The organism is Paracoccus sp. (in: a-proteobacteria) (assembly GCF_030538655.1).
Taxonomy (GTDB): Bacteria; Pseudomonadota; Alphaproteobacteria; order Rhodobacterales; family Rhodobacteraceae; genus Paracoccus.
The window spans coordinates 1-17687 of record NZ_JAUNTO010000023.1; the positions used below are offsets into that span (position 1 = coordinate 1).

Below are 17687 nucleotides of genomic sequence, written 5' to 3' on the forward strand. Positions count from 1 at the left end.
CGCAAAATCATCAGCCCGAGATGATCCCCGACCCCTGCGCCGCAAGACAGGGGGAGCAGGTTCAGCCAGTCTCGAAAAAGGCGGGCTTTCTCATGAAACCGCCGCACGAGCGGCACGCACCATGCCTCCGGCGGGGATATTTGCAGGACAGAAGATGGCTTTTTCTGTGTATAAATACTCAAGGAAGGGCACAGGAGGGTATGTGTCGGTAGGCGGCACTCCCTAAAATAACTTGCAATACAGTTATTTATAGGTAGGTTGACCATGTTTCCGACTTGCGAGGCAGTGGTCCGGGCCTGACGATGGAGCTTTTCTCGTGATGACGCGCCGCAATGTCGTACAACTTATGGCCGCAGCGGGTTTGCTTCCTGCGGTGGCGTCCCCGGCGCTGGCGCAGGACAGCGCGCGGGCGGCAGGCTTTCGCTATCCAGAGGAAACCGAGCCGCATGAACGCACCTTCATGCAATGGCCGGTTAACCGCAAAGTCTATGACGACCCGGATTTCCTTTACGACTTGCAAGACGCCATCGCCGAAATCGCCAGCACCATCGCCGCGTTCGAGCCGGTGGTGCTGTTGGCCGCAGCGGAACAACATCGCGGGATTAGAAAACGCATCTCCGGCAAGGTCGAGCTGTGGGACATCCCGACAGATGACCTGTGGTGCCGCGATTCGGGACCGTCCTTTGTCGTTGATGACAAAGGCGGGCTGGCTGTCACGCAGTTCAACTTCAACGGCTGGGGCAACAAGCAGGCCCATGAAAACGACGGCCAGATCGCCGCGCGGGTGGCCGAACGACTGGGCCTGCGGGTTTTCAACACCAGCTTGGTGGGCGAGGCGGGTGGCGTCGAAACCGACGGCCACGGCACGCTGATCGCCCATGAAAGCAGCTTCATCAACCCGAACCGCAATCTTGGGTCGAAGGCCGAGATCGAGCGCATGTTGCTGGACACGATGGGCGCTGAAAAGGTGATCTGGGCGCCGGGTATCGTCGGCGCGGACATCACCGATTATCATATCGACGCGCTGGCGCGTTTCGTGAAGCCCGGTCAGATCGTGATCCAGATGGGCGCGGACATCGACCCAGGCGACCCATGGTCTGCCGCAGCGTTTGAAACCCGTGATATTCTTGCGGCTGCGACCGATGCCAAAGGTCACAAGCTGGAACTGGTTGTGCTGCCCGAACCCTATGACATCCGGGCCGAGGCCGATGATTTCGTGTCGTCCTATGTGAATTATTATGTCTGCAACAGCGCCGTCATCGCGGCCCAGTTCGGCGACGTCGAGGCGGACGAAAAGGCCGGTGCCATTCTGGCGGATCTGTATCCAGACCGGGAAATCATCATGCTGGATGTGGATCCGGTGGGCGAGGTCGGCGGCGGCATCCATTGCGCCACCCATGAACAGCCCAAGGTCTGACCGATGCCATCGCACCAGTTTGACCTGCGGTTCCATGTGGCTCATACCTGCGTGCCGTGATCGGATGCGGAGCCCGGATCGGCAAGGTCGCGTTGGAAAGCATCTCGCAAAAACGCAAGGAGATGCGCCTTGATCCGCTATTCGATAACCACGCTTACCGTGGCGCTGCTGGCCTCAACCGCGACCGCTCAGGACACCGCTTTTGTGGATGTGACCGAGACCCATGTGCCGGCAGCCCCCCGGCTTCACGCACTTGATGCCGTTTTCGGCGATTTCGACGGCGATGGCGATCTCGATGTGGCGGTTGCCGTCGAATATGGCGTCAACCGGCTGTATCTGAACGATGGCGGGGGGCGGCTGCGTTGGGTCGAAGGCGCATTCGGCAATGTCGCGCATGACAACGAGCATGTTCGCGCAGCCGATTTCGATGGTGACGGGCTGCTTGATCTTGTCTTTGTCGTCGAGGACGGCGCACATCATCAGCTTTACCTTGGCCGTCCGGACGGGCAGTTCGAGGACGCAAGCGACCGGCTGCCCGCCACGAGCGAGGGCAATGCGCTGGCCATCGGGGACGTGAACGGCGACGGCTGGCCTGACATCGTGATCGGAAATTCCGCCGAAGGGGGCGGAACGGCGCGCAATTTTCTGTGGATCAACAATCCTGCCCGGCCCGGCCATTTCATTGATGCCAGCGACGACCTGCCGACCCCTGTGGATGACGAGGCGCAGGGGATCGCGCTTGCCGATCTTGATGGCGACGGCGATCTGGACATGGTGATCGCCAATCAAACGCCAGCCAACCGGCTTTTGCTGAACGATAGTCATGGCCGTTTCACCGATGCCTCGGACCGGCTGAACCTGTCCGTTCCCACCGAAACCCGTGAAGTCCATGTGTTCGACGCGAATGGCGACGATCTGCCCGATATTGTGTTTTTCAATATCACCAGCAACAACCGAGGCTGGGACAAAGACCCGCAAACGCGGCTGCTGATCCAGCTGCCGAATGGACGCTTTCAGGACGAAACCTCCGAACGCCCGCCCCAGCATCGCTTTTCAAGCTGGGGCGGGCAGGTGATCGACTTTGACGGTGACGGGGCGCTTGACCTTGTGGTGGGCGCGATCGAGGTGCCCGGTTTCGTGCCGATGCAGTTGCGCGCCTGGCGCAACGACGGTGAGGGACGGTTCACCGACGTCACTTCGACCGCGATGCCCGCCACGGTGGTGGGCCGCAGTTGGAGCATGGCCACAGGCGATCTTGACAAAGATGGCCACGACGATCTTTTCGTCGGACAATGGGGGACGCAGGCGCGTTTGCTGCTGACCGACAAGGCGGCGGAGGAGGTCACGCAAGGCCGGTAACGGCGCGCTGCCGCAGCGATAACCGCAGCCAGCACGACAAAGGCCCGGCTTGTCACATGCCGGGCCTTGCCATGCTGATCGGGCAGCGTCCGTCAAGATCAGTGCGATGCCTGATACTGCGCCACGGCCTGTTCCAGCACCTTGCGCGCCTCGTCCGCCTCGGCAAAGCCCTGGCTTTCCATGCCGCCATTCGGGCCTTTGTAATTGCTCAGCCACAGTTCGACGATCTGGGTCACGCCGGGGAATTCGGCATCCATCTGCGCCAGGCTTTCGATCCCGGCAAAGGGCGAATTTTCCGTCAGCACCGCGATCAGCTTGTCATCCTGTTCGCCATCGTCCAGCATCTTCATCACGCCGATCAGACGCACGTTCACCACCTCGCCGCGCGGCACGGCCTGACCCAGCACCAGCACGTCCAGCGGGTCGCCGTCGCCGCCCAGTTCCTGCGGCAGATCGGTGCCGGGAATGGCGCCGTAATTGCCCGGATAACCCAGATAATTTACGATCCGCGGCGCGTCATTGCGCAGTTCCCAATAGATCGCTTTGGGGTCGTCCTTGCTCATTTCCCATTTGGCCGAAGTGCCGGTCGGGATCTCGATCACCGCCTTGATGGTGCCGTCGTCATTCAGCGGCGACATGGCCATCAGATCCTCGGTGCCGACGATGGTCATCTTGTCCTTGACCAGCATGGCGTCGGCGATGCGCGTGGTATCGGCATAGGCCAGCCCGCCAATGGTTTCTGCGGCGGCGGGCGTGGCAAAGGCGGCCAGCGTCAGGGCGGCGGCGGTCAGTTTCAACATCGGTTTTCTCTCCTGTCAGTGCAACGCGCCATGGTTAGCGACACAGTTTGACAACCGTGTGAAGGCTGGCCCGCCGCCCCTCGCCGCGTTAAGCTGCGCCACGACCACAGGGAAATGATATGGCGAAATATATCCATTCGATGATCCGCGTTCTGGACGAGGCACGCTCGGTTGCCTTTTACGAGACCGCCTTTGGCCTGCGCGTGGCCGAGCGGCTGGATTTCCCCGATTTTACGCTGATCTATCTGTCGAATGATGAAGCGGCCACGGAGCTGGAACTGACCGTCAACAAGGGCCGGACCGAACCCTATGATCTGGGCGACGGCTATGGCCATGTGGCGTTTTCAGTCGATGACGTGGATGCCGAGCACGCGCGGCTGACCGCCGCCGGTCTGTCCCCGCGCAAGCTGGTCGATTTCGCGCCCGGCGGTCAGGTGATCGCCCGGTTCTTTTTTGTTACCGATCCTGACGGCTATCAGATCGAGGTCTTGCAGCGCGGCGGGCGTTACGCCTGACCCATAAGGCCCGACCGGCTGCTGGCGCCACAATCCGCCGACTGAACCGCTCAACCCTTGCGCGGGTTGACTCTGCCCGTTTTCGCGGCAACGAAAGGGTGAATACCCACAAAGGACACCCCAATGTTCCGCTGGTTCGAGCGACGGCTCCCCCCCTATCCGATGGACGCGCCAACACTGCCGCCGCAGTCGCTGCTGGGGTTTTGCCTGTATTATTCGCGTGGGGCCTGGCCCTGGCTGCTGCTGATGGCGCTTGGCTCGGTCATCTTTGCGGTGATCGAAATCTGGCTGTTCGGCGAGGCGGGCAAGCTGGTGGACAAGATGGCCACCCACGGCCCCACCGCCTTTTGGCAGGCCGAAGGCAGTTGGCTGATCCTTGTCGCGGTGGTGGTGCTGTTCGTGCTGCCGGCCATCGACCTGGTTTCGGAAATGGTGATGCATCAGACGCTGATCGGGAATTTCCCGCAGCGTATCCGCTGGCAGGCGCATCGTTATCTGCTGCGCCAGTCGATGAGCTATTTTCAGGACGAATTTTCCGGTCGCATCGCCACCAAGCTGATGCAGACCTCGCTGGCCGTGCGCGAGGTGGTGATGAAGATCCTCGACGTGCTGGTCTATGTGCTGGCCTATTTCATCGGCGCGATTGTGCTGGCCATGTCGAACGACTGGCGGCTGGCACTGCCCTTTGTGCTGTTCGGGCTGTTGTATGGCGCGCTGCTGTGGCGGCTGATCCCGGTGCTGGGGCACATTTCACAGGAACAGGCCGATGCACGGTCGGTGATGACTGGACGGATCGTGGACAGCTATACCAACATCGCCACGGTCAAGCTGTTCAGCCACGCCCGCCGCGAGGAAACCTATGTGCAGGAAGGCATGCATGGCTTTCTGACCACGGTTTACCGGCAGATGCGGCTGGTGACGGTGCTGAACGTCTGCCTGCGGCTGCTGAACTCGGCGCTGCTGGCAGGGGTGGCCGGGGTCGGCGTCTGGCTGTGGGTAAACGGCCATGTGGACATCGGCGCGGTCGCCGCCGCCGTGCCGCTGGCCATGCGGTTCAACGGCATGGCACATTGGATTATGTGGGAAATGTCGTCGCTGTTCGAAAACATCGGCACAGTGCGCGACGGCATCGGCAGCCTTGCCCTGCCCCGCACCGTCGATGATGCGCCGAATGCCACCGTGCTGCACCCCGGCCCCGGCGAGGTGCGGTTTCAGGACGTGACCTTCCGCTATGGCGCCGATGCCGGGTCGCGCGGCGCGGTGCTGGACAATCTGAACCTGACCATCGCGCCGGGCGAACGGGTCGGGCTGGTGGGCCGGTCGGGCGCGGGGAAATCGACACTGGTCAACCTGCTGCTGCGGTTCCACGATCTGGAATCGGGGCGCATTACCATCGACGGGCAGGACGTGTCGCAGGTCACGCAGGAATCGCTGCGCGCCGCAATCGGTATGGTGACACAAGACAGCGCACTGCTGCACCGCTCGGTCCGCGATAACATCGCCTATGGCAAACCCGATGCGGATGAAGCGCAGATCATGGACGCCGCCCGCATGGCCGAAGCGCATGAGTTCATCCCTACCCTGTCCGACAGCCGCAGTCGGCGCGGGCTGGATGCGCATGTGGGCGAACGCGGGGTCAAGCTGTCGGGCGGGCAGCGCCAGCGGATCGCCATTGCCCGCGTGGCGCTGAAAGATGCGCCGATCCTGATTCTGGACGAGGCGACATCGGCGTTGGATTCCGAAGTCGAGGCCGCGATTCAGTCGCGCCTTGATGCGCTGATGGAGGGCAAGACCGTCATCGCCATCGCGCACCGCCTGTCCACCATCGCGGCGATGGATCGCCTGATCGTCATGGATGGCGGGCAGATCGTGGAACAGGGCACCCATGACGAGTTATTGCAACAGGGCGGACTGTATGCCCGGCTGTGGTCGCGGCAATCAGGCGGCTTTCTGGCCCCCGATACAAACGACCCGGACGTGGCAGAATAATCCGCCACGTCCCGTTCTGGCAGCTTAGCCTTCGTTGCGACGGGTTTCCATGAACTGATCGAACTCGGCCTTATCCTTGGCATCGCGCAGCTTTTGCAGGAAGTCGAGAAATTCGCGGTGCTCATCCTCCAGCCGTTTCAGTGTTTCGCTGCGATAGGCGTCAAAGGCGCTGTTGCCGGTGGGCGTAAAGGCGCGGCGGGCGGTGTGGTTTCGGCATCCGAACATGCGTTTGCTCCAGATCATATAGGCAAGAATGGCAAGGCCGACAGGCCAGACAAAGACAAAGCCAAGGATCATCGCGATCAGCCATGCGCCCTTGCCACGCTGGTCCAGCCAGTCACGGATCGCGCGCAGGGTGCCGATGATGCGGTCCCCGACCGTTGGTTGCATCAGATGCGTGCTCATGTATTTCCCCTTCGAATGTAAATGTTATTTACATTAACATAGATGGAGCGCACGGGCCCATCGTCAAGGACCGTGACTAAAAATTATTGCGGCAACAGGCCCAACCCGCGCAAATAGATCAGCACACCGCTTTCCAGCATTTCGGCGGGGGAATAGGGTGCACGGGCACCGGGTTTGCCGCGCCCGAACAGCTCGACGACACCATGGCTTAACGCCCAGACATGATTTGCCACCATCGTCGCGGGGGGGCGCTGATCTGCGGGCAGATGGGCGAACAACGCGCTTGCAGCGGCCATGATGACGCCGCGCGCCTGATCCGACGCACGGGACAGTGCTGCATTCCCCGTGATCGAGATGCCCGATTCGAACATCGCGATATAGTGGCCGGGACTTTCACGGGCGAAATCCAGATAAGCCTGCCCCGTCCGCAGAAACGCCGCCAGCGGATTGGGCTTGCCATCGTCAAAGGCCGTGTGCAGCCGGTCGGCAAAGGCTTCGAACCCCTGCCGCGCCACTTCTTCCAGCAGATCGTCGCGGCCGGTGAAATGGCGATAGGGGGCGGCGGCAGACACACCGGCCCGACGCGCGGCCTCGGCCAAGGTAAAGGACTGCGGGCCGACCTCGGCGATCAGAATGGCGGTTGCCTGAACCAGCGCCTCGCGCAGATTGCCATGGTGATAGCTGTCGCGCCCGGCCACATCCGCCCCTTTCACCCCGCCGCATGGGCGCGGTTACATGCCTTCGCCGAAATAATCCCCGACCAGATCGGCCAAGGCCCGCAACAGTGCAGCGGCATCCGGGCCACTGGTGGATACGGTGATTTCACTGCCGCGCGGCGCGGCCAGCATTAACAGCCCCATGATCGAATCGCCCGACACCGACATGCCGTCCTTTTCCACCGTGGCGGTGGCGTCAAAGCGTTCCACGGTTTCGACGAATTTCGCACTGGCGCGCGCGTGCAGCCCCTTCTCGTTGATGATGGGCAGAACGCGGGTATGTCCCTGGGTCATCAGGCTGTTTTGCCCTCTTTTTCGAACAGGTCAAGAAAGACATCATAGGAATCAATGTATTTGCGCCCGGCCTCTTTCGCACCCTCGACCGCCTGCGTCAGCGGCAGATGGCGGGTTTTGGCCAGTTTGACCAGCATCGGCAGATTGGCACCATACAGGATCATGCGGCCCTGCATCGCACAGGCGGGGATCGACAGGTTCGAGGGCGAGCCGCCGAAAATATCGGTCACGACCACCACCCCGTCACCGCTATCGACGGCATCGGCGGCAGCACGGATTTCATCCTGCTTGGCCGCACGGTCGTGATCGTCCTCAATCCTGACGGCGCGGATACCCGGCTGCGGACCGACAACATGTTCGACCGCCAGCTTATATTCGCGGGCCAGACCGCCATGCGCTACGATGACAATTCCGATCAACTCGCTTCACCACACCCTGACTGCGCGCCGCGAATCATAGCCTGTCCGCAGCACCCGATTCAGCCGCCTGCGGCTTCTCTGCACCGCGGCGTTCAAGTTCCCTGTGCCTTCTTGACACCTGCCACCCCGCTTCTGCAAGCGAATCCGCCATCTTTTCCGCCAGAGTGACGGAACGATGTTGCCCGCCGGTGCAGCCAAAGGCGATGGACAGATGCGATTTGCCCTCGTCCAGATGGGCCGGCAGCAGAAACAGTGTCAAATCGCGGACCCGTGCAAAGAACTCTTCATATCGCGGATCGGCGCCCACATAATCCTGCACCGCCACGCTGCGCCCGTCCAGAGGACGCAAGTCCGGTTCCCAATGCGGGTTGGCCAGAAAACGGCAGTCAAAGACCATATCCACCCCGCGCGGCAACCCGCGTTTATAGGAAAAGGACTGCACGGAAACCGTCAACCGCCGCTCGGGCGCCGTATCAAACCAGCGCGCCAGTTCCGCCTTGAGATCATGCGGCGACAGATCGGACGTATCAACCAGCACATCCGCCCGCGCCCGGATCGGCGCCAGCAGGTCGATTTCGGTCAACACCCCGGCCATAGGCGCATCGGTCGGTGCCAGCGGATGCCGCCTGCGGGTTTCGCTGTAGCGGCGCACCAGCGTATCGGGGGAACAGTCCAGATACAGCACCTCGGGTGCATAGTCGGGATTTCGGGTCAGCCGGTCGATCAGCTCGATCAGGTTGGCGGCGGAAAAATCGCGGTTGCGGACATCCAGCCCCAACGCCAGCGGCACCGGCCGCGCAGGCCCGTCCAGCAGGCGCGGCACCAGCGACAGCGGCAGGTTGTCGATCGCCTCGAAGCCCAGATCCTCTAGCACGTTGATCGCGGTCGAACGCCCAGCCCCCGACGGGCCGGTTATCAGCACGACACGCTGCGCCCCGTCGCCCGGCGCAAGATCTGCGGTCTCTGCCCTGACCTGATCCATCCGCGACCCTTCCGTCACCCGCGTTCAATCACCCCGCCCGGCCAGCAGATACTGCCGCAGCGCACAGGAAAGATGTGGCCCATACGGCCCCAGCACAAGGGGTAGCATGACCCCCAACAGATCATGACCGCGCCGGGGTGGCAGCCGTGCATCTTCGACCCGGCCCAGATCGGCCACCAACGCCAGCCGCACCGGCCCCGCCGGATCGGCGCGCAGGATGCCGACGCCCCGCGCTTCGATCAGACCACGAATAGTGTCGGGCGCATCCGCCACCACCGTATCCCCCGCGCGGTGCAGCACGGTGCGGTCGTCGCTGACCAGCGCCGCGCCCATGCCCATCAGCGCCAGCGCCAGCGCCGATTTGCCCGAACCGGACGGCCCCAGAATCAGCAGACCGCGCCCGTTCAGCGCCACAGCCGAGCCATGAATCACCTCGCTTCGAATCACTTGTTCCTCTTCATGGTGGCATGAAATAGTTAATGCTCTGCCCAACATTGCAACACATCCGTGATGGTGGCGATAACATTTGGTGTTTGCGCTATCTGAACGGCCGTCCCGCTTTTTTCGCAAAACCGTCGTGCTATAGGCTAGGGCCTCGAACGATCTGCACCATCTGTCAGGAGCCTGTGTAATGTCCAGCCGTGTCAACCCCAACCATCGCCTTGAGGATCAGGGAATCGAGGGCCTGGGCAACGTCTATTACAACCTGCTGGAACCAGCCCTGATGACCGAGGCCGTCGCCCGCGGCGAAGGCAAGCTGGGTCTGGGCGGCACATTCCTGGTCTCGACCGGGGCGCATACCGGCCGGTCGCCCAAGGACAAGTTCGTCGTCCGCACACCCTCGGTCGAGGATTCGATCTGGTGGGAAAACAACAAGCCGATGGACGCCGATGCGTTTGATCGCCTGCATGCCGATATGCTGGACCACCTGAAGGGCCGTGACATGTTCGTGCAGGATCTGTTCGGCGGCGCTGATCCCGAACATCGTCTGGATGTGCGCGTCGTCACCGAACTGGCGTGGCACGGGCTGTTTATCCGCCACCTGCTGCGCCGTCCCGATGCGTCGGAACTGGCCACTTTCGTGCCGGAATTCACCATCATCAACGTGCCCAGCTTCAAGGCCGATCCTGCCCGCCACGGCTGCCGCAGCGAAACGGTGATCGCGCTGAACTTTGACAAAAAGCTGATCCTGATCGCCAACACCGCCTATGCCGGTGAAAACAAGAAATCCGTGTTCACCTTGCTGAACTATATCCTGCCGGGCAAGGGCATCATGGCCATGCATTGCAGCGCCAATCACGCCCCCGGCAACCCGGACGACAGCGCGATCTTTTTCGGTCTGTCGGGCACCGGCAAAACCACGCTGTCGGCTGATCCGTCGCGTGTGCTGATCGGCGATGACGAACATGGCTGGTCGGAACAGGGCATCTTCAACTTTGAAGGTGGCTGCTATGCCAAGACGATCAATCTGTCGCCCAAGGCGGAACCCGAAATCTATGCCACCACCAGCCGCTTCGGCACCGTGATCGAAAACATGGTCTATGACCCCGACACGCTGGAGCTGGATTTCGAAGATAACTCGATCACCGACAACATGCGCTGCGCCTATCCGCTGGAGGCGATCAGCAATGCCTCGGACACCAGCCTTGGCGGCAATCCCAAGAACGTCATCATGCTGACCTGTGATGCTTATGGCGTGCTGCCGCCCATCGCACGGCTGACGCCCGCGCAGGCGATGTATCACTTCCTGTCCGGTTTCACCTCGAAAACGCCCGGCACCGAGGTTGGTGTGACGGAACCGATCCCCACCTTTTCCACCTGCTTTGGCGCGCCCTTCATGCCGCGCCGCCCCGAGGTTTACGGCAAGCTGTTGCAGGAAAAGATCGCGCAGAACGGTTCGGATTGCTGGCTGGTCAACACCGGCTGGACCGGCGGGGCCTTTGGCGCCGGCTCGCGGATGCCGATCGCGGCGACCCGCGCCCTGCTGACTGCGGCGCTGGACGGATCGCTGAACAATGTCGAGTTCCGCAAAGACCCGAACTTTGGCTTTGACGTGCCGGTGTCCGTGCCGGGCGTTGACGACAAGCTGCTGGACCCGCGCCAGACCTGGGCCGATCCTGCCGCCTATGACACGCAGGCCGCCAAGCTGGTGCAAATGTTCAGCGACAATTTTGCCCAATATCTGGACGCCATCGACGACGAAGTGCGCGCCGCAGCGATTGGTTGATCGGTAACATCTGCAAGCGGGCGTCAGGAAACTGGCGCCCGCTTTTTTCTGCGCAGCACGCGCCCGTCAATCAGCAGCAGCCCCAGCCCGATCAGCATCATACCTGCCATCTGCTGCGGCAACAGCCGTTCATCCAGAAACAGCACGCCCAGTAAAATCGCACTGACAGGGATCAGAAACGTCACCAGCAGCAGGTTGGTTACCCCCGCGCTGTGCAGAAGACGGAAATACAGCACATAGGCCAGCGCGGTGGACAGCGCCGCAACGCCGATCAGGGCCGCAATCGCACCGACAGATGGCACCGGCAAAAGCCAGGGCCGGTCCAGCATCAGCGACAGCGGCACCAGAATGACCGATGCCGCGATCACCTGCCCGGTTGCCGCCCCGACTGGCGCCACTCCCGTAGCGCGAAACCGCCTCCCATAGATCCCCGCAAAAGCATAGGACAGCGCCGCGCCAAGGCACATCAACTGCGCTGCCACCTGCGTTCCAAGATCGCGCAGCGCAGCGGGGCCGATCATCACCGCCCCCCCGGCAAAGCCGGTCAGCACACCCAGCAGCTTTGCGCGGCTCATCCGTTCATCCTGCGTCAACCAATGCGCCAGCAGCACCGTGAACAACGGCGTCGCCGCATTCAAAATCGCCGCCACGCCCGATGCAATGTGCTGCTGCCCCCAGACGATCAGCGAAAATGGAATGACGTTGTTCAGCAGCCCCATTCCGAACAACGCCGCCCATATTTGCCCTCCTCGCGGCAGAGCCTGCCCGGTCGCCCGCAGCACCAAGGTCAGAATCGCTCCGGCCAGTGCGACACGGATCGCCACCACGGTCAGAACCGGCAATTCCCGCACCGCAAGCTCATTGAAGAAAAACGACCCACCCCACAGCGCCGACAGCGCGATCAGCATCAGCCATTCCGTTGCAGTCATCGGTCTGGAATGATTTGGCATATCGCCCCCCTGCTTTGGGGTATCTCTGACATATCATTCGATGATCCGGGCGCGATTTTCAGGCGTTTCATTCCGACACGCGCTTGCCATGGCAGGGCAGCGCCCGTCAGAGGGCCAGCAGGCACGGAACGGCAGTGGTCCACCGCCGTTCCGGCCATCAATATTTCCCCAAGCAAGCGGCAGCGCCAAACCCTTCGGATACGCACACCGGCAGGCCCCGTCCCGTCAAACAAAACGCATCAGCGGGTGCGGCGGCGTCACACCCCCAGACAATAGCGCATCACCGCCTTTTGCGCGTGCAGGCGGTTTTCGGCCTCGTCAAAGATAACCGAATGCGGGCCGTCCATGACTTCGCTTGTGGCCTCGTCGTCGCGGTGGGCGGGCAGGCAGTGCATGAACAGCGCGTCGGGCTTGGCGCGGGCCATGAGTTCGGCGTTGACCTGATAGCCGCGAAGCTGGTTGTGGCGGCGTTCGCGGGCCGATTGGGGATCGTGCATCGACACCCACGTGTCCGTCACGACCAGATCGGCGCCCTCGACAGCCTTTTGCGGGTTCCGCTCGATGGTGACGGGGTGGCCTTGGGTGGCGGCGTAATCAAGCCAGACCCGTTCGGGGTCCAAGGGCGGCGGGCCGGTGAAGGTCAGGTCAAAGCCGAACTGCCCCGCCGCATGGGCGAAGCTGGCGAAGACGTTGTTGCCATCGCCCGACCAAACCACCTTCTTGCCCGCGATCGGGCCGCGATGTTCCTCAAACGTCATGATGTCGGCCATGATCTGGCAAGGGTGAGTGCGGTTGGTCAGGCCGTTGATCACCGGCACGCTGGCGTATTCAGCCATCTCGTGCAGCGTCGCCTCTTCGAAGGTGCGGATCATGATGAGATCGACATAGCGTGACAGCACGCGGGCGGTATCGGCGATGGTCTCGCCATGGCCCAGCTGCATTTCCGATCCTGACAGCACCATCGTCTGCCCGCCCATCTGCCGCACACCAACGTCAAAACTGACGCGGGTGCGGGTCGAGGGCTTTTCAAAGATCAGCGCCACCATGCGACCCGCCAGAGGCTGTTCGTCATCGGGCGTGCCCTTGGGGCGGCCATTGCGGGCGTCCTTCATGGCACGGGCATTGGCAATGATCTGGTGCAGGTCGTCGCGGCTGGTGGTGTGAATATCGAGAAAGTGGTTCATGATTTTCTGTTCTTTGTGATCCGGGCCAGCAAGCCCTTGGAATGAGGTCGGGTCAAGAGGTGCCGAACCGCCCAAAGGGCGTATTTAGGCAAACAGGACGCCTCATCGTCGCCGGATCAGGATACGCGCGGGGGTGCCGTCTTCAGAAGCGCGGATGTCGGTGCCGCTGAACCCGGTCTTTTCATAGGCGCGAATGGCGCGGGGGTTGCCGGGTTCGGGGTCAATGACCAGCAGCGGCGCTGTGCGCAGCAGATGTTCGGCCAGCGCGGCCAGCCAAGCGCCGCCCTGTCCCATGCCTTCGGGGCTGGAAAGGGCGTCGATGGCGATGGCACCGGCGAGAAAATCCTCGGAATGCGGCGCGTTCCAGTGATGGGCGGGGTCGTGCCGGGCATAGGCGATGGGCCGGCCGTCCGCCGTGACGATCAGTGCGGTCATGGCGGGATTGTCCAGATCCTCGGTTATCAGGGCCAGTTGCTCGGCCGGATCGCCCCACCATGCGGCCACTTCGGGCGCGGTCAGCCGATCTGTCAGCATCGGCAGATCGGCGTGACTGGCGGGGCGGAATCCGTAGTCAGGCAAGGCTGGATGCGGCCTTGTCCAACCGCAGGGCCGCTTCGGTGATTTCGGCGTCGGTGATGTTTAGCGGCGGCAGGATGCGCAGCACATTGTCGGCGGCGGGCACGGTCAGGATATGCTGGTCATACCCGGCCTTGACCACATCCGCAGGCGCAACCTTGCATTTCAGCCCCAGCATCAGACCCATGCCGCGCACGCCCTCGAACACATCTGGATGGGCGGCGACCAGACCTTCCAGCTTTTGCCGGAACAGGCCCGCCTTGCGGTTCACCCGATCCAGAAAATCGGGGTCGGCGATGATCTCCATCACGCGCGCACCGACCGCGCAGGCCAGAGGGTTGCCGCCATAGGTCGATCCATGCGTTCCCGCGATCATGCCCGCCGCCGCCTTGTCGGTCGCCAGCACCGCGCCCAGGGGAAAGCCGCCGCCGATGCCCTTGGCGACCATCATGATGTCGGGGGTGATCCCGGCCCATTCATGCGCAAACAGCCGCCCGGTGCGGCCCATGCCGCTTTGCACCTCATCCAGCACCAGCAGGGCGCCAGTCTTGTCGCAAGCGGCGCGCAGATCGCGCAGCACCCCGTCGGGCAAGGGACGAATGCCGCCCTCGCCCTGCACAGGTTCCAGCATGACGGCAGCAGTTTTATCGGTGATGGCAGCCATCAGCGCATCGTGATCGCCCCACGGGATCGGGTGGAAACCGGGCATCAGCGGGCCAAAGCCCTTGGTCATCTTTTCCGACCCCGCCGCCGCGATGGCCCCGGTGCTGCGCCCGTGAAAGGCGCCCTCGACAGTCACGATCTCGATACGATCCGGCTGGCCCTGATCGGACCAGTATTTGCGCACCATCTTGATCGCCAGTTCCGCCGCTTCGGTGCCAGAGTTCGTGACAAACACCTGATCGGCAAAGGTATGTTCGGCCAAAAGATCAGCCAGGCGTTCCTGTTCAGGTATCTGATAAAGGTTCGAGACGTGCCAGATCTTGCCCGCCTGTTCCGTCAGTGCGGCCACCAGATCAGGGTTGGCGTGACCCAGCGCGTTCACCGCAATACCCGCGCCCAGATCAAGGTATCGCGTGCCATCGGCAGCAATCGCCCAAGAGCCTTCACCCCGCTCGAACGCGATGGGGGCACGGTTATAGGTCGGCAGGACATGCGAGGTCATGGCGGTCTCCGGGTTCGGACGTGTCAGGGAAGGCAAAGCAAAAACGGGCAGGAAAGCCAAGGCCCAAAGGGCGGCTTCAGCGTCGGTTCAGGCTGGTGCGTCGTTTGCTCATGCGCGGCAGGATGCGCGGGAACGCGGCGACGCGCAAGGGGATTCTGTGGAAATCTATTGACCTCTGACCGGGCTTTACGCATCGCTTGCCACATGACGGCCCTGCCCCCTTCCGACCGCCGAATCACTATTACGCTGATGGTGGCGGCGACGGCACTGTTTGCGTCTACGACGCTGCTGGCCAAAGCCATCGGCAGCGGCCATCTGGGGGCGCCGGTGCATCCACTGATGGTCAGCTTCGGGCGGTTCGTCTTTGCCTTTCTGTCGGTGGCACTGGTGGCAGCGGCAGTCCGGCCCCGGCTGACGCGGCCCGCGTGGCGCACGCATCTGGCGCGCACATTATGCGGCTGGGGCGGGATTACGCTGATGTTCGCCGCAGTGGCGCGGATGCCGCTGCCCGATGCGACGGCGATTTCGTTTCTCAGCCCGGTGTTCACCATGCTGCTGGCGATTCCCTTGCTGGGAGAACGGGTCGGGCCGGTGCGCTGGACGGCGGCGGGAATCGCTCTGATCGGGGCGGTGATCCTGCTGCGACCGGGCGGCGACATGCAGGCGGCAGCCTTTCTGGCGCTTGGCGCGGCGGCGGCAATGGGGCTTGAGGCGATCTTCATCAAGCGGCTGGCCGGGCGCGAGGCGCCGCTGCAAATCCTGTTCATCAACAATGGCATGGGCGCGGCCATCGCCTCGGTCGCGGTGATCGCGGTCTGGGGGGCCGCGACAGGGGCGCAATGGGCGGCGCTGGCGGGTATCGGCGTGCTGATGGCCTGCGGGCAGGCGCTGAACCTGCTGGCGATGCGGCGCGACGATGCCAGCTTTGTGGTGCCGTTCTTTTACCTGACGCTGATCTGGGCGGCGCTGTTCGATCTGTGGTGGTTCGGCGCGCTGCCCGACCTGGTCAGCCTGCTGGGTGCGGCGGTCATCGTTGCCGGGGCCTTGCTGTTGGTGTTGCGCGACCGGGCGCGGGGCAGCGGGACGCTCAGGGCTTGAGACGATAGCCCGTCCGCAGCCAGTGCAGCGCCAGCGCAAGGATGGCCGCTGTGACCAGCCCGCAGATCGCCAGCCCCTGTCCGGGCGGGGCGTCGCTGACCCCGGTGACACCATATCGCGCACCGTCGATCAGGTAGAAAACCGGGTTCCAATGCGACAGCGTTTCAAACGGCTGCGGCAGTGCCTGCACCGAATAAAACGTGCCCGACAGAAACGACAGCGGCGTGATGATGAAATTGTTGATCGCCGCCATCTGGTCAAACTTTTGCGCCATAATCCCGGCCAGAATGCCAAGCCCGCCCATCATCAGCGCCGCCAGCAGAACAAAGCCCAGCGCCCACAGCGGATGCGCGATGCCGCGCCCCGTCACCAGCACCATGCCGATGCCGATCACAACAGCGACCAGCCCCGCCCGCACGACCGAGCCGGTCAGATACCCGGTCAGCAATTCGCCCCCCGACAGCGGCGGCATCAACGTATCCACGATATTGCCCTGCACTTTGGCCGCCACGATGCTGGACGACGTGTTGGCGAATGCGTTCTGGATCACCGTCATCATCAGGATGCCCGGCCCCAGAAACACCAGGTAGGGCAGGCCCATCACCTGCCCGCGCCCCTGCCCCAAGGCCAGCGCAAAGATCAGCACGAACAGCCCCGCCGTCATCAGCGGGGCAAAGATCGTCTGCTGCCATACGGCCAGAAACCGCATGATTTCGCGCGCGGCAAGGGTGCGCAGGCCCAGCCAATTGATCTGGCCAAATCGGCGCACCCCCATGGCGGTGCGCTCTGTTGCTGCCTGTTTCATCGGGCGGTCCTTGAAACTTGGGGGCGTAGGGGCTATTTCTCGGCATCCCGTTCTGACGGGGATTGGCAAGGTTTTCAAGAACAGGCGGGGCATGGCCCCTGAGGGATGGCAGAAATGTCCTGGACGGATGAGCGGGTCGAGACGCTAAAGCGCATGTGGGCCGAGGGTCAGTCGGCCTCGGCCATTGCCAAGGAACTGGGCGGCGTCACACGCAACGCCGTGATCGGCAAGGTCCACCGGCTGGGCCTGTCGAACCGCAGCGAAGAACCCGAAGCCGCGCCCAAGGCAGCGGAACCCGCGCCTGCCCCGGTCGCCGCCAAACCGGCCGAGCCAGAGCCAGAGCGCAAGCCCGCCGCCAAAAAGGCAGCCCCCGCCGCCAAGGCACCGGACCCCGCGCCCGAGCCGCCCGGACCCACCCCCGAGCCCAAGGTCGAGGCGGAACCGGCGATCCCGGCCTTTGTGCCCGTGCAGCGTCGCCCCATCGTGCCAGCGGGCCAGCCGCTGCCACCGCAGCCCTCTGCCAATGAAATCAGCCCCGAGGCTTTGGCCGAAGTGCGCGAGGTCGAGAAAAAGGCCCGCAAGCTGTCGCTGATGGAGCTGACAGAACGCACCTGCAAATGGCCGATCGGCGATCCGGCCACGGAAAAATTCTGGTTCTGCGGCCTGCCCTCGGTGTCAGGCAAACCCTATTGTGAAGCGCATGTCGGCGTTGCCTTCCAACCGATGAGCGCGCGTCGCGACCGCAGGCGGTGAACGACCGCCCCCATGCAGACCAGACGACGCCCC

At 63.0% G+C, this 17687-nt stretch carries 20 protein-coding genes; 7 read left to right on the plus strand and 13 right to left on the minus strand.

Annotated elements, in window-relative coordinates; translation table 11 throughout:
• On the minus strand, positions 1–182 hold a 182-nt coding region (locus tag Q4G22_RS13200), incomplete at its 3' end, for a hypothetical protein (protein WP_303386360.1).
• Between the two features lie 137 nt (positions 183–319).
• On the opposite strand from Q4G22_RS13200, the gene Q4G22_RS13205 reads away from it, so the two are divergent.
• Complete coding sequence (locus Q4G22_RS13205; protein ID WP_303386361.1) at positions 320–1417, plus strand: agmatine/peptidylarginine deiminase; 1098 nt, start codon at positions 320–322, stop codon at positions 1415–1417.
• 129 nt (positions 1418–1546) lie between these two features.
• Positions 1547–2776 (plus strand): VCBS repeat-containing protein, encoded by a 1230-nt coding sequence (locus Q4G22_RS13210; protein WP_303386362.1) that lies wholly within the window; start codon positions 1547–1549, stop codon positions 2774–2776.
• A 98-nt stretch (positions 2777–2874) separates the two neighbouring features.
• On the opposite strand, the gene Q4G22_RS13215 is transcribed toward Q4G22_RS13210, so the two are convergent.
• A complete protein-coding gene (locus Q4G22_RS13215) occupies positions 2875–3576 on the minus strand; it encodes an inorganic diphosphatase (protein WP_303386363.1) in 702 nt (233 codons plus the stop codon).
• Positions 3577–3695: 119 nt separating this feature from the next.
• Between Q4G22_RS13215 and Q4G22_RS13220 the strand changes: the two genes are divergently transcribed.
• Together Q4G22_RS13220 and Q4G22_RS13225 are read left to right on the plus strand one after the other, a co-directional pair.
• Positions 3696–4091: a VOC family protein gene (locus tag Q4G22_RS13220; RefSeq protein WP_303386364.1), complete on the plus strand. Its 396-nt coding sequence runs from the start codon at positions 3696–3698 to the stop codon at positions 4089–4091.
• Positions 4092–4214: 123 nt separating this feature from the next.
• On the plus strand, positions 4215–6080 hold the full coding sequence (locus Q4G22_RS13225) for an ABC transporter ATP-binding protein (RefSeq protein WP_303386365.1): 1866 nt from the start codon (positions 4215–4217) through the stop codon (positions 6078–6080).
• 24 nt (positions 6081–6104) lie between these two features.
• On the opposite strand, the gene Q4G22_RS13230 is transcribed toward Q4G22_RS13225, so the two are convergent.
• The 6 genes from Q4G22_RS13230 to Q4G22_RS13255 form a co-directional block, all read right to left on the minus strand.
• Positions 6105–6470 (minus strand): DUF2852 domain-containing protein, encoded by a 366-nt coding sequence (locus tag Q4G22_RS13230; RefSeq protein ID WP_303386398.1) that lies wholly within the window; start codon positions 6468–6470, stop codon positions 6105–6107.
• Positions 6471–6568: 98 nt separating this feature from the next.
• Positions 6569–7183, minus strand: a complete 615-nt coding sequence (locus tag Q4G22_RS13235; RefSeq protein WP_303386366.1) for a TetR/AcrR family transcriptional regulator — start codon at positions 7181–7183, stop codon at positions 6569–6571.
• Positions 7184–7216: 33 nt separating this feature from the next.
• Positions 7217–7495 carry an HPr family phosphocarrier protein gene (locus Q4G22_RS13240; protein ID WP_303386367.1) on the minus strand — a complete coding sequence of 93 codons (279 nt, stop codon included), beginning with the start codon at positions 7493–7495 and terminating at the stop codon, positions 7217–7219.
• On the minus strand, positions 7495–7914 hold the full coding sequence (locus Q4G22_RS13245; RefSeq protein WP_303386368.1) for a PTS sugar transporter subunit IIA: 420 nt from the start codon (positions 7912–7914) through the stop codon (positions 7495–7497). The genes Q4G22_RS13240 and Q4G22_RS13245 overlap by 1 nt, the downstream gene beginning before the upstream one ends.
• Before the next feature lie 34 nt (positions 7915–7948).
• Positions 7949–8896 (minus strand): RNase adapter RapZ, encoded by a 948-nt coding sequence (gene rapZ / locus Q4G22_RS13250; RefSeq protein WP_303386369.1) that lies wholly within the window; start codon positions 8894–8896, stop codon positions 7949–7951.
• Positions 8897–8920: 24 nt separating this feature from the next.
• Positions 8921–9343 carry an HPr kinase/phosphorylase gene (locus Q4G22_RS13255; RefSeq protein WP_303386370.1) on the minus strand — a complete coding sequence of 141 codons (423 nt, stop codon included), beginning with the start codon at positions 9341–9343 and terminating at the stop codon, positions 8921–8923.
• 184 nt (positions 9344–9527) lie between these two features.
• Between Q4G22_RS13255 and Q4G22_RS13260 the strand changes: the two genes are divergently transcribed.
• Complete coding sequence (locus Q4G22_RS13260; RefSeq protein WP_303386371.1) at positions 9528–11123, plus strand: phosphoenolpyruvate carboxykinase; 1596 nt, start codon at positions 9528–9530, stop codon at positions 11121–11123.
• A 23-nt stretch (positions 11124–11146) separates the two neighbouring features.
• On the opposite strand, the gene Q4G22_RS13265 is transcribed toward Q4G22_RS13260, so the two are convergent.
• The 4 genes from Q4G22_RS13265 to Q4G22_RS13280 all read right to left on the minus strand — a co-directional run bounded on the left by Q4G22_RS13265 (position 11147) and on the right by Q4G22_RS13280 (position 14998).
• Positions 11147–12052 carry a DMT family transporter gene (locus tag Q4G22_RS13265; RefSeq protein WP_303386372.1) on the minus strand — a complete coding sequence of 302 codons (906 nt, stop codon included), beginning with the start codon at positions 12050–12052 and terminating at the stop codon, positions 11147–11149.
• Between the two features lie 278 nt (positions 12053–12330).
• Positions 12331–13257 carry an ornithine carbamoyltransferase gene (gene argF, locus Q4G22_RS13270; RefSeq protein WP_303386373.1) on the minus strand — a complete coding sequence of 309 codons (927 nt, stop codon included), beginning with the start codon at positions 13255–13257 and terminating at the stop codon, positions 12331–12333.
• Positions 13258–13359: 102 nt separating this feature from the next.
• Positions 13360–13836, minus strand: a complete 477-nt coding sequence (locus Q4G22_RS13275) for a GNAT family N-acetyltransferase (protein WP_303386374.1) — start codon at positions 13834–13836, stop codon at positions 13360–13362.
• Positions 13829–14998, minus strand: coding sequence for an aspartate aminotransferase family protein (locus Q4G22_RS13280; protein ID WP_303386375.1), 1170 nt, complete (start codon positions 14996–14998; stop codon positions 13829–13831). Before Q4G22_RS13280 ends, Q4G22_RS13275 begins: the two co-directional genes overlap by 8 nt.
• A gap of 204 nt (positions 14999–15202) precedes the next feature.
• Between Q4G22_RS13280 and Q4G22_RS13285 the strand changes: the two genes are divergently transcribed.
• Positions 15203–16096, plus strand: a complete 894-nt coding sequence (locus Q4G22_RS13285; protein WP_303386376.1) for a DMT family transporter — start codon at positions 15203–15205, stop codon at positions 16094–16096.
• Here Q4G22_RS13285 and Q4G22_RS13290 read toward each other — a convergent pair.
• Entirely contained in the window at positions 16086–16901 is an 816-nt protein-coding gene (locus tag Q4G22_RS13290) for an ABC transporter permease (protein ID WP_303386377.1), read from the minus strand. The genes Q4G22_RS13285 and Q4G22_RS13290 overlap by 11 nt on opposite strands.
• Before the next feature lie 114 nt (positions 16902–17015).
• Here Q4G22_RS13290 and Q4G22_RS13295 point away from each other — a divergent pair, with 114 nt between their 5' ends.
• Entirely contained in the window at positions 17016–17654 is a 639-nt protein-coding gene (locus Q4G22_RS13295; RefSeq protein WP_303386399.1) for a GcrA family cell cycle regulator, read from the plus strand.
• Positions 17655–17687 lie beyond the last annotated feature (33 nt).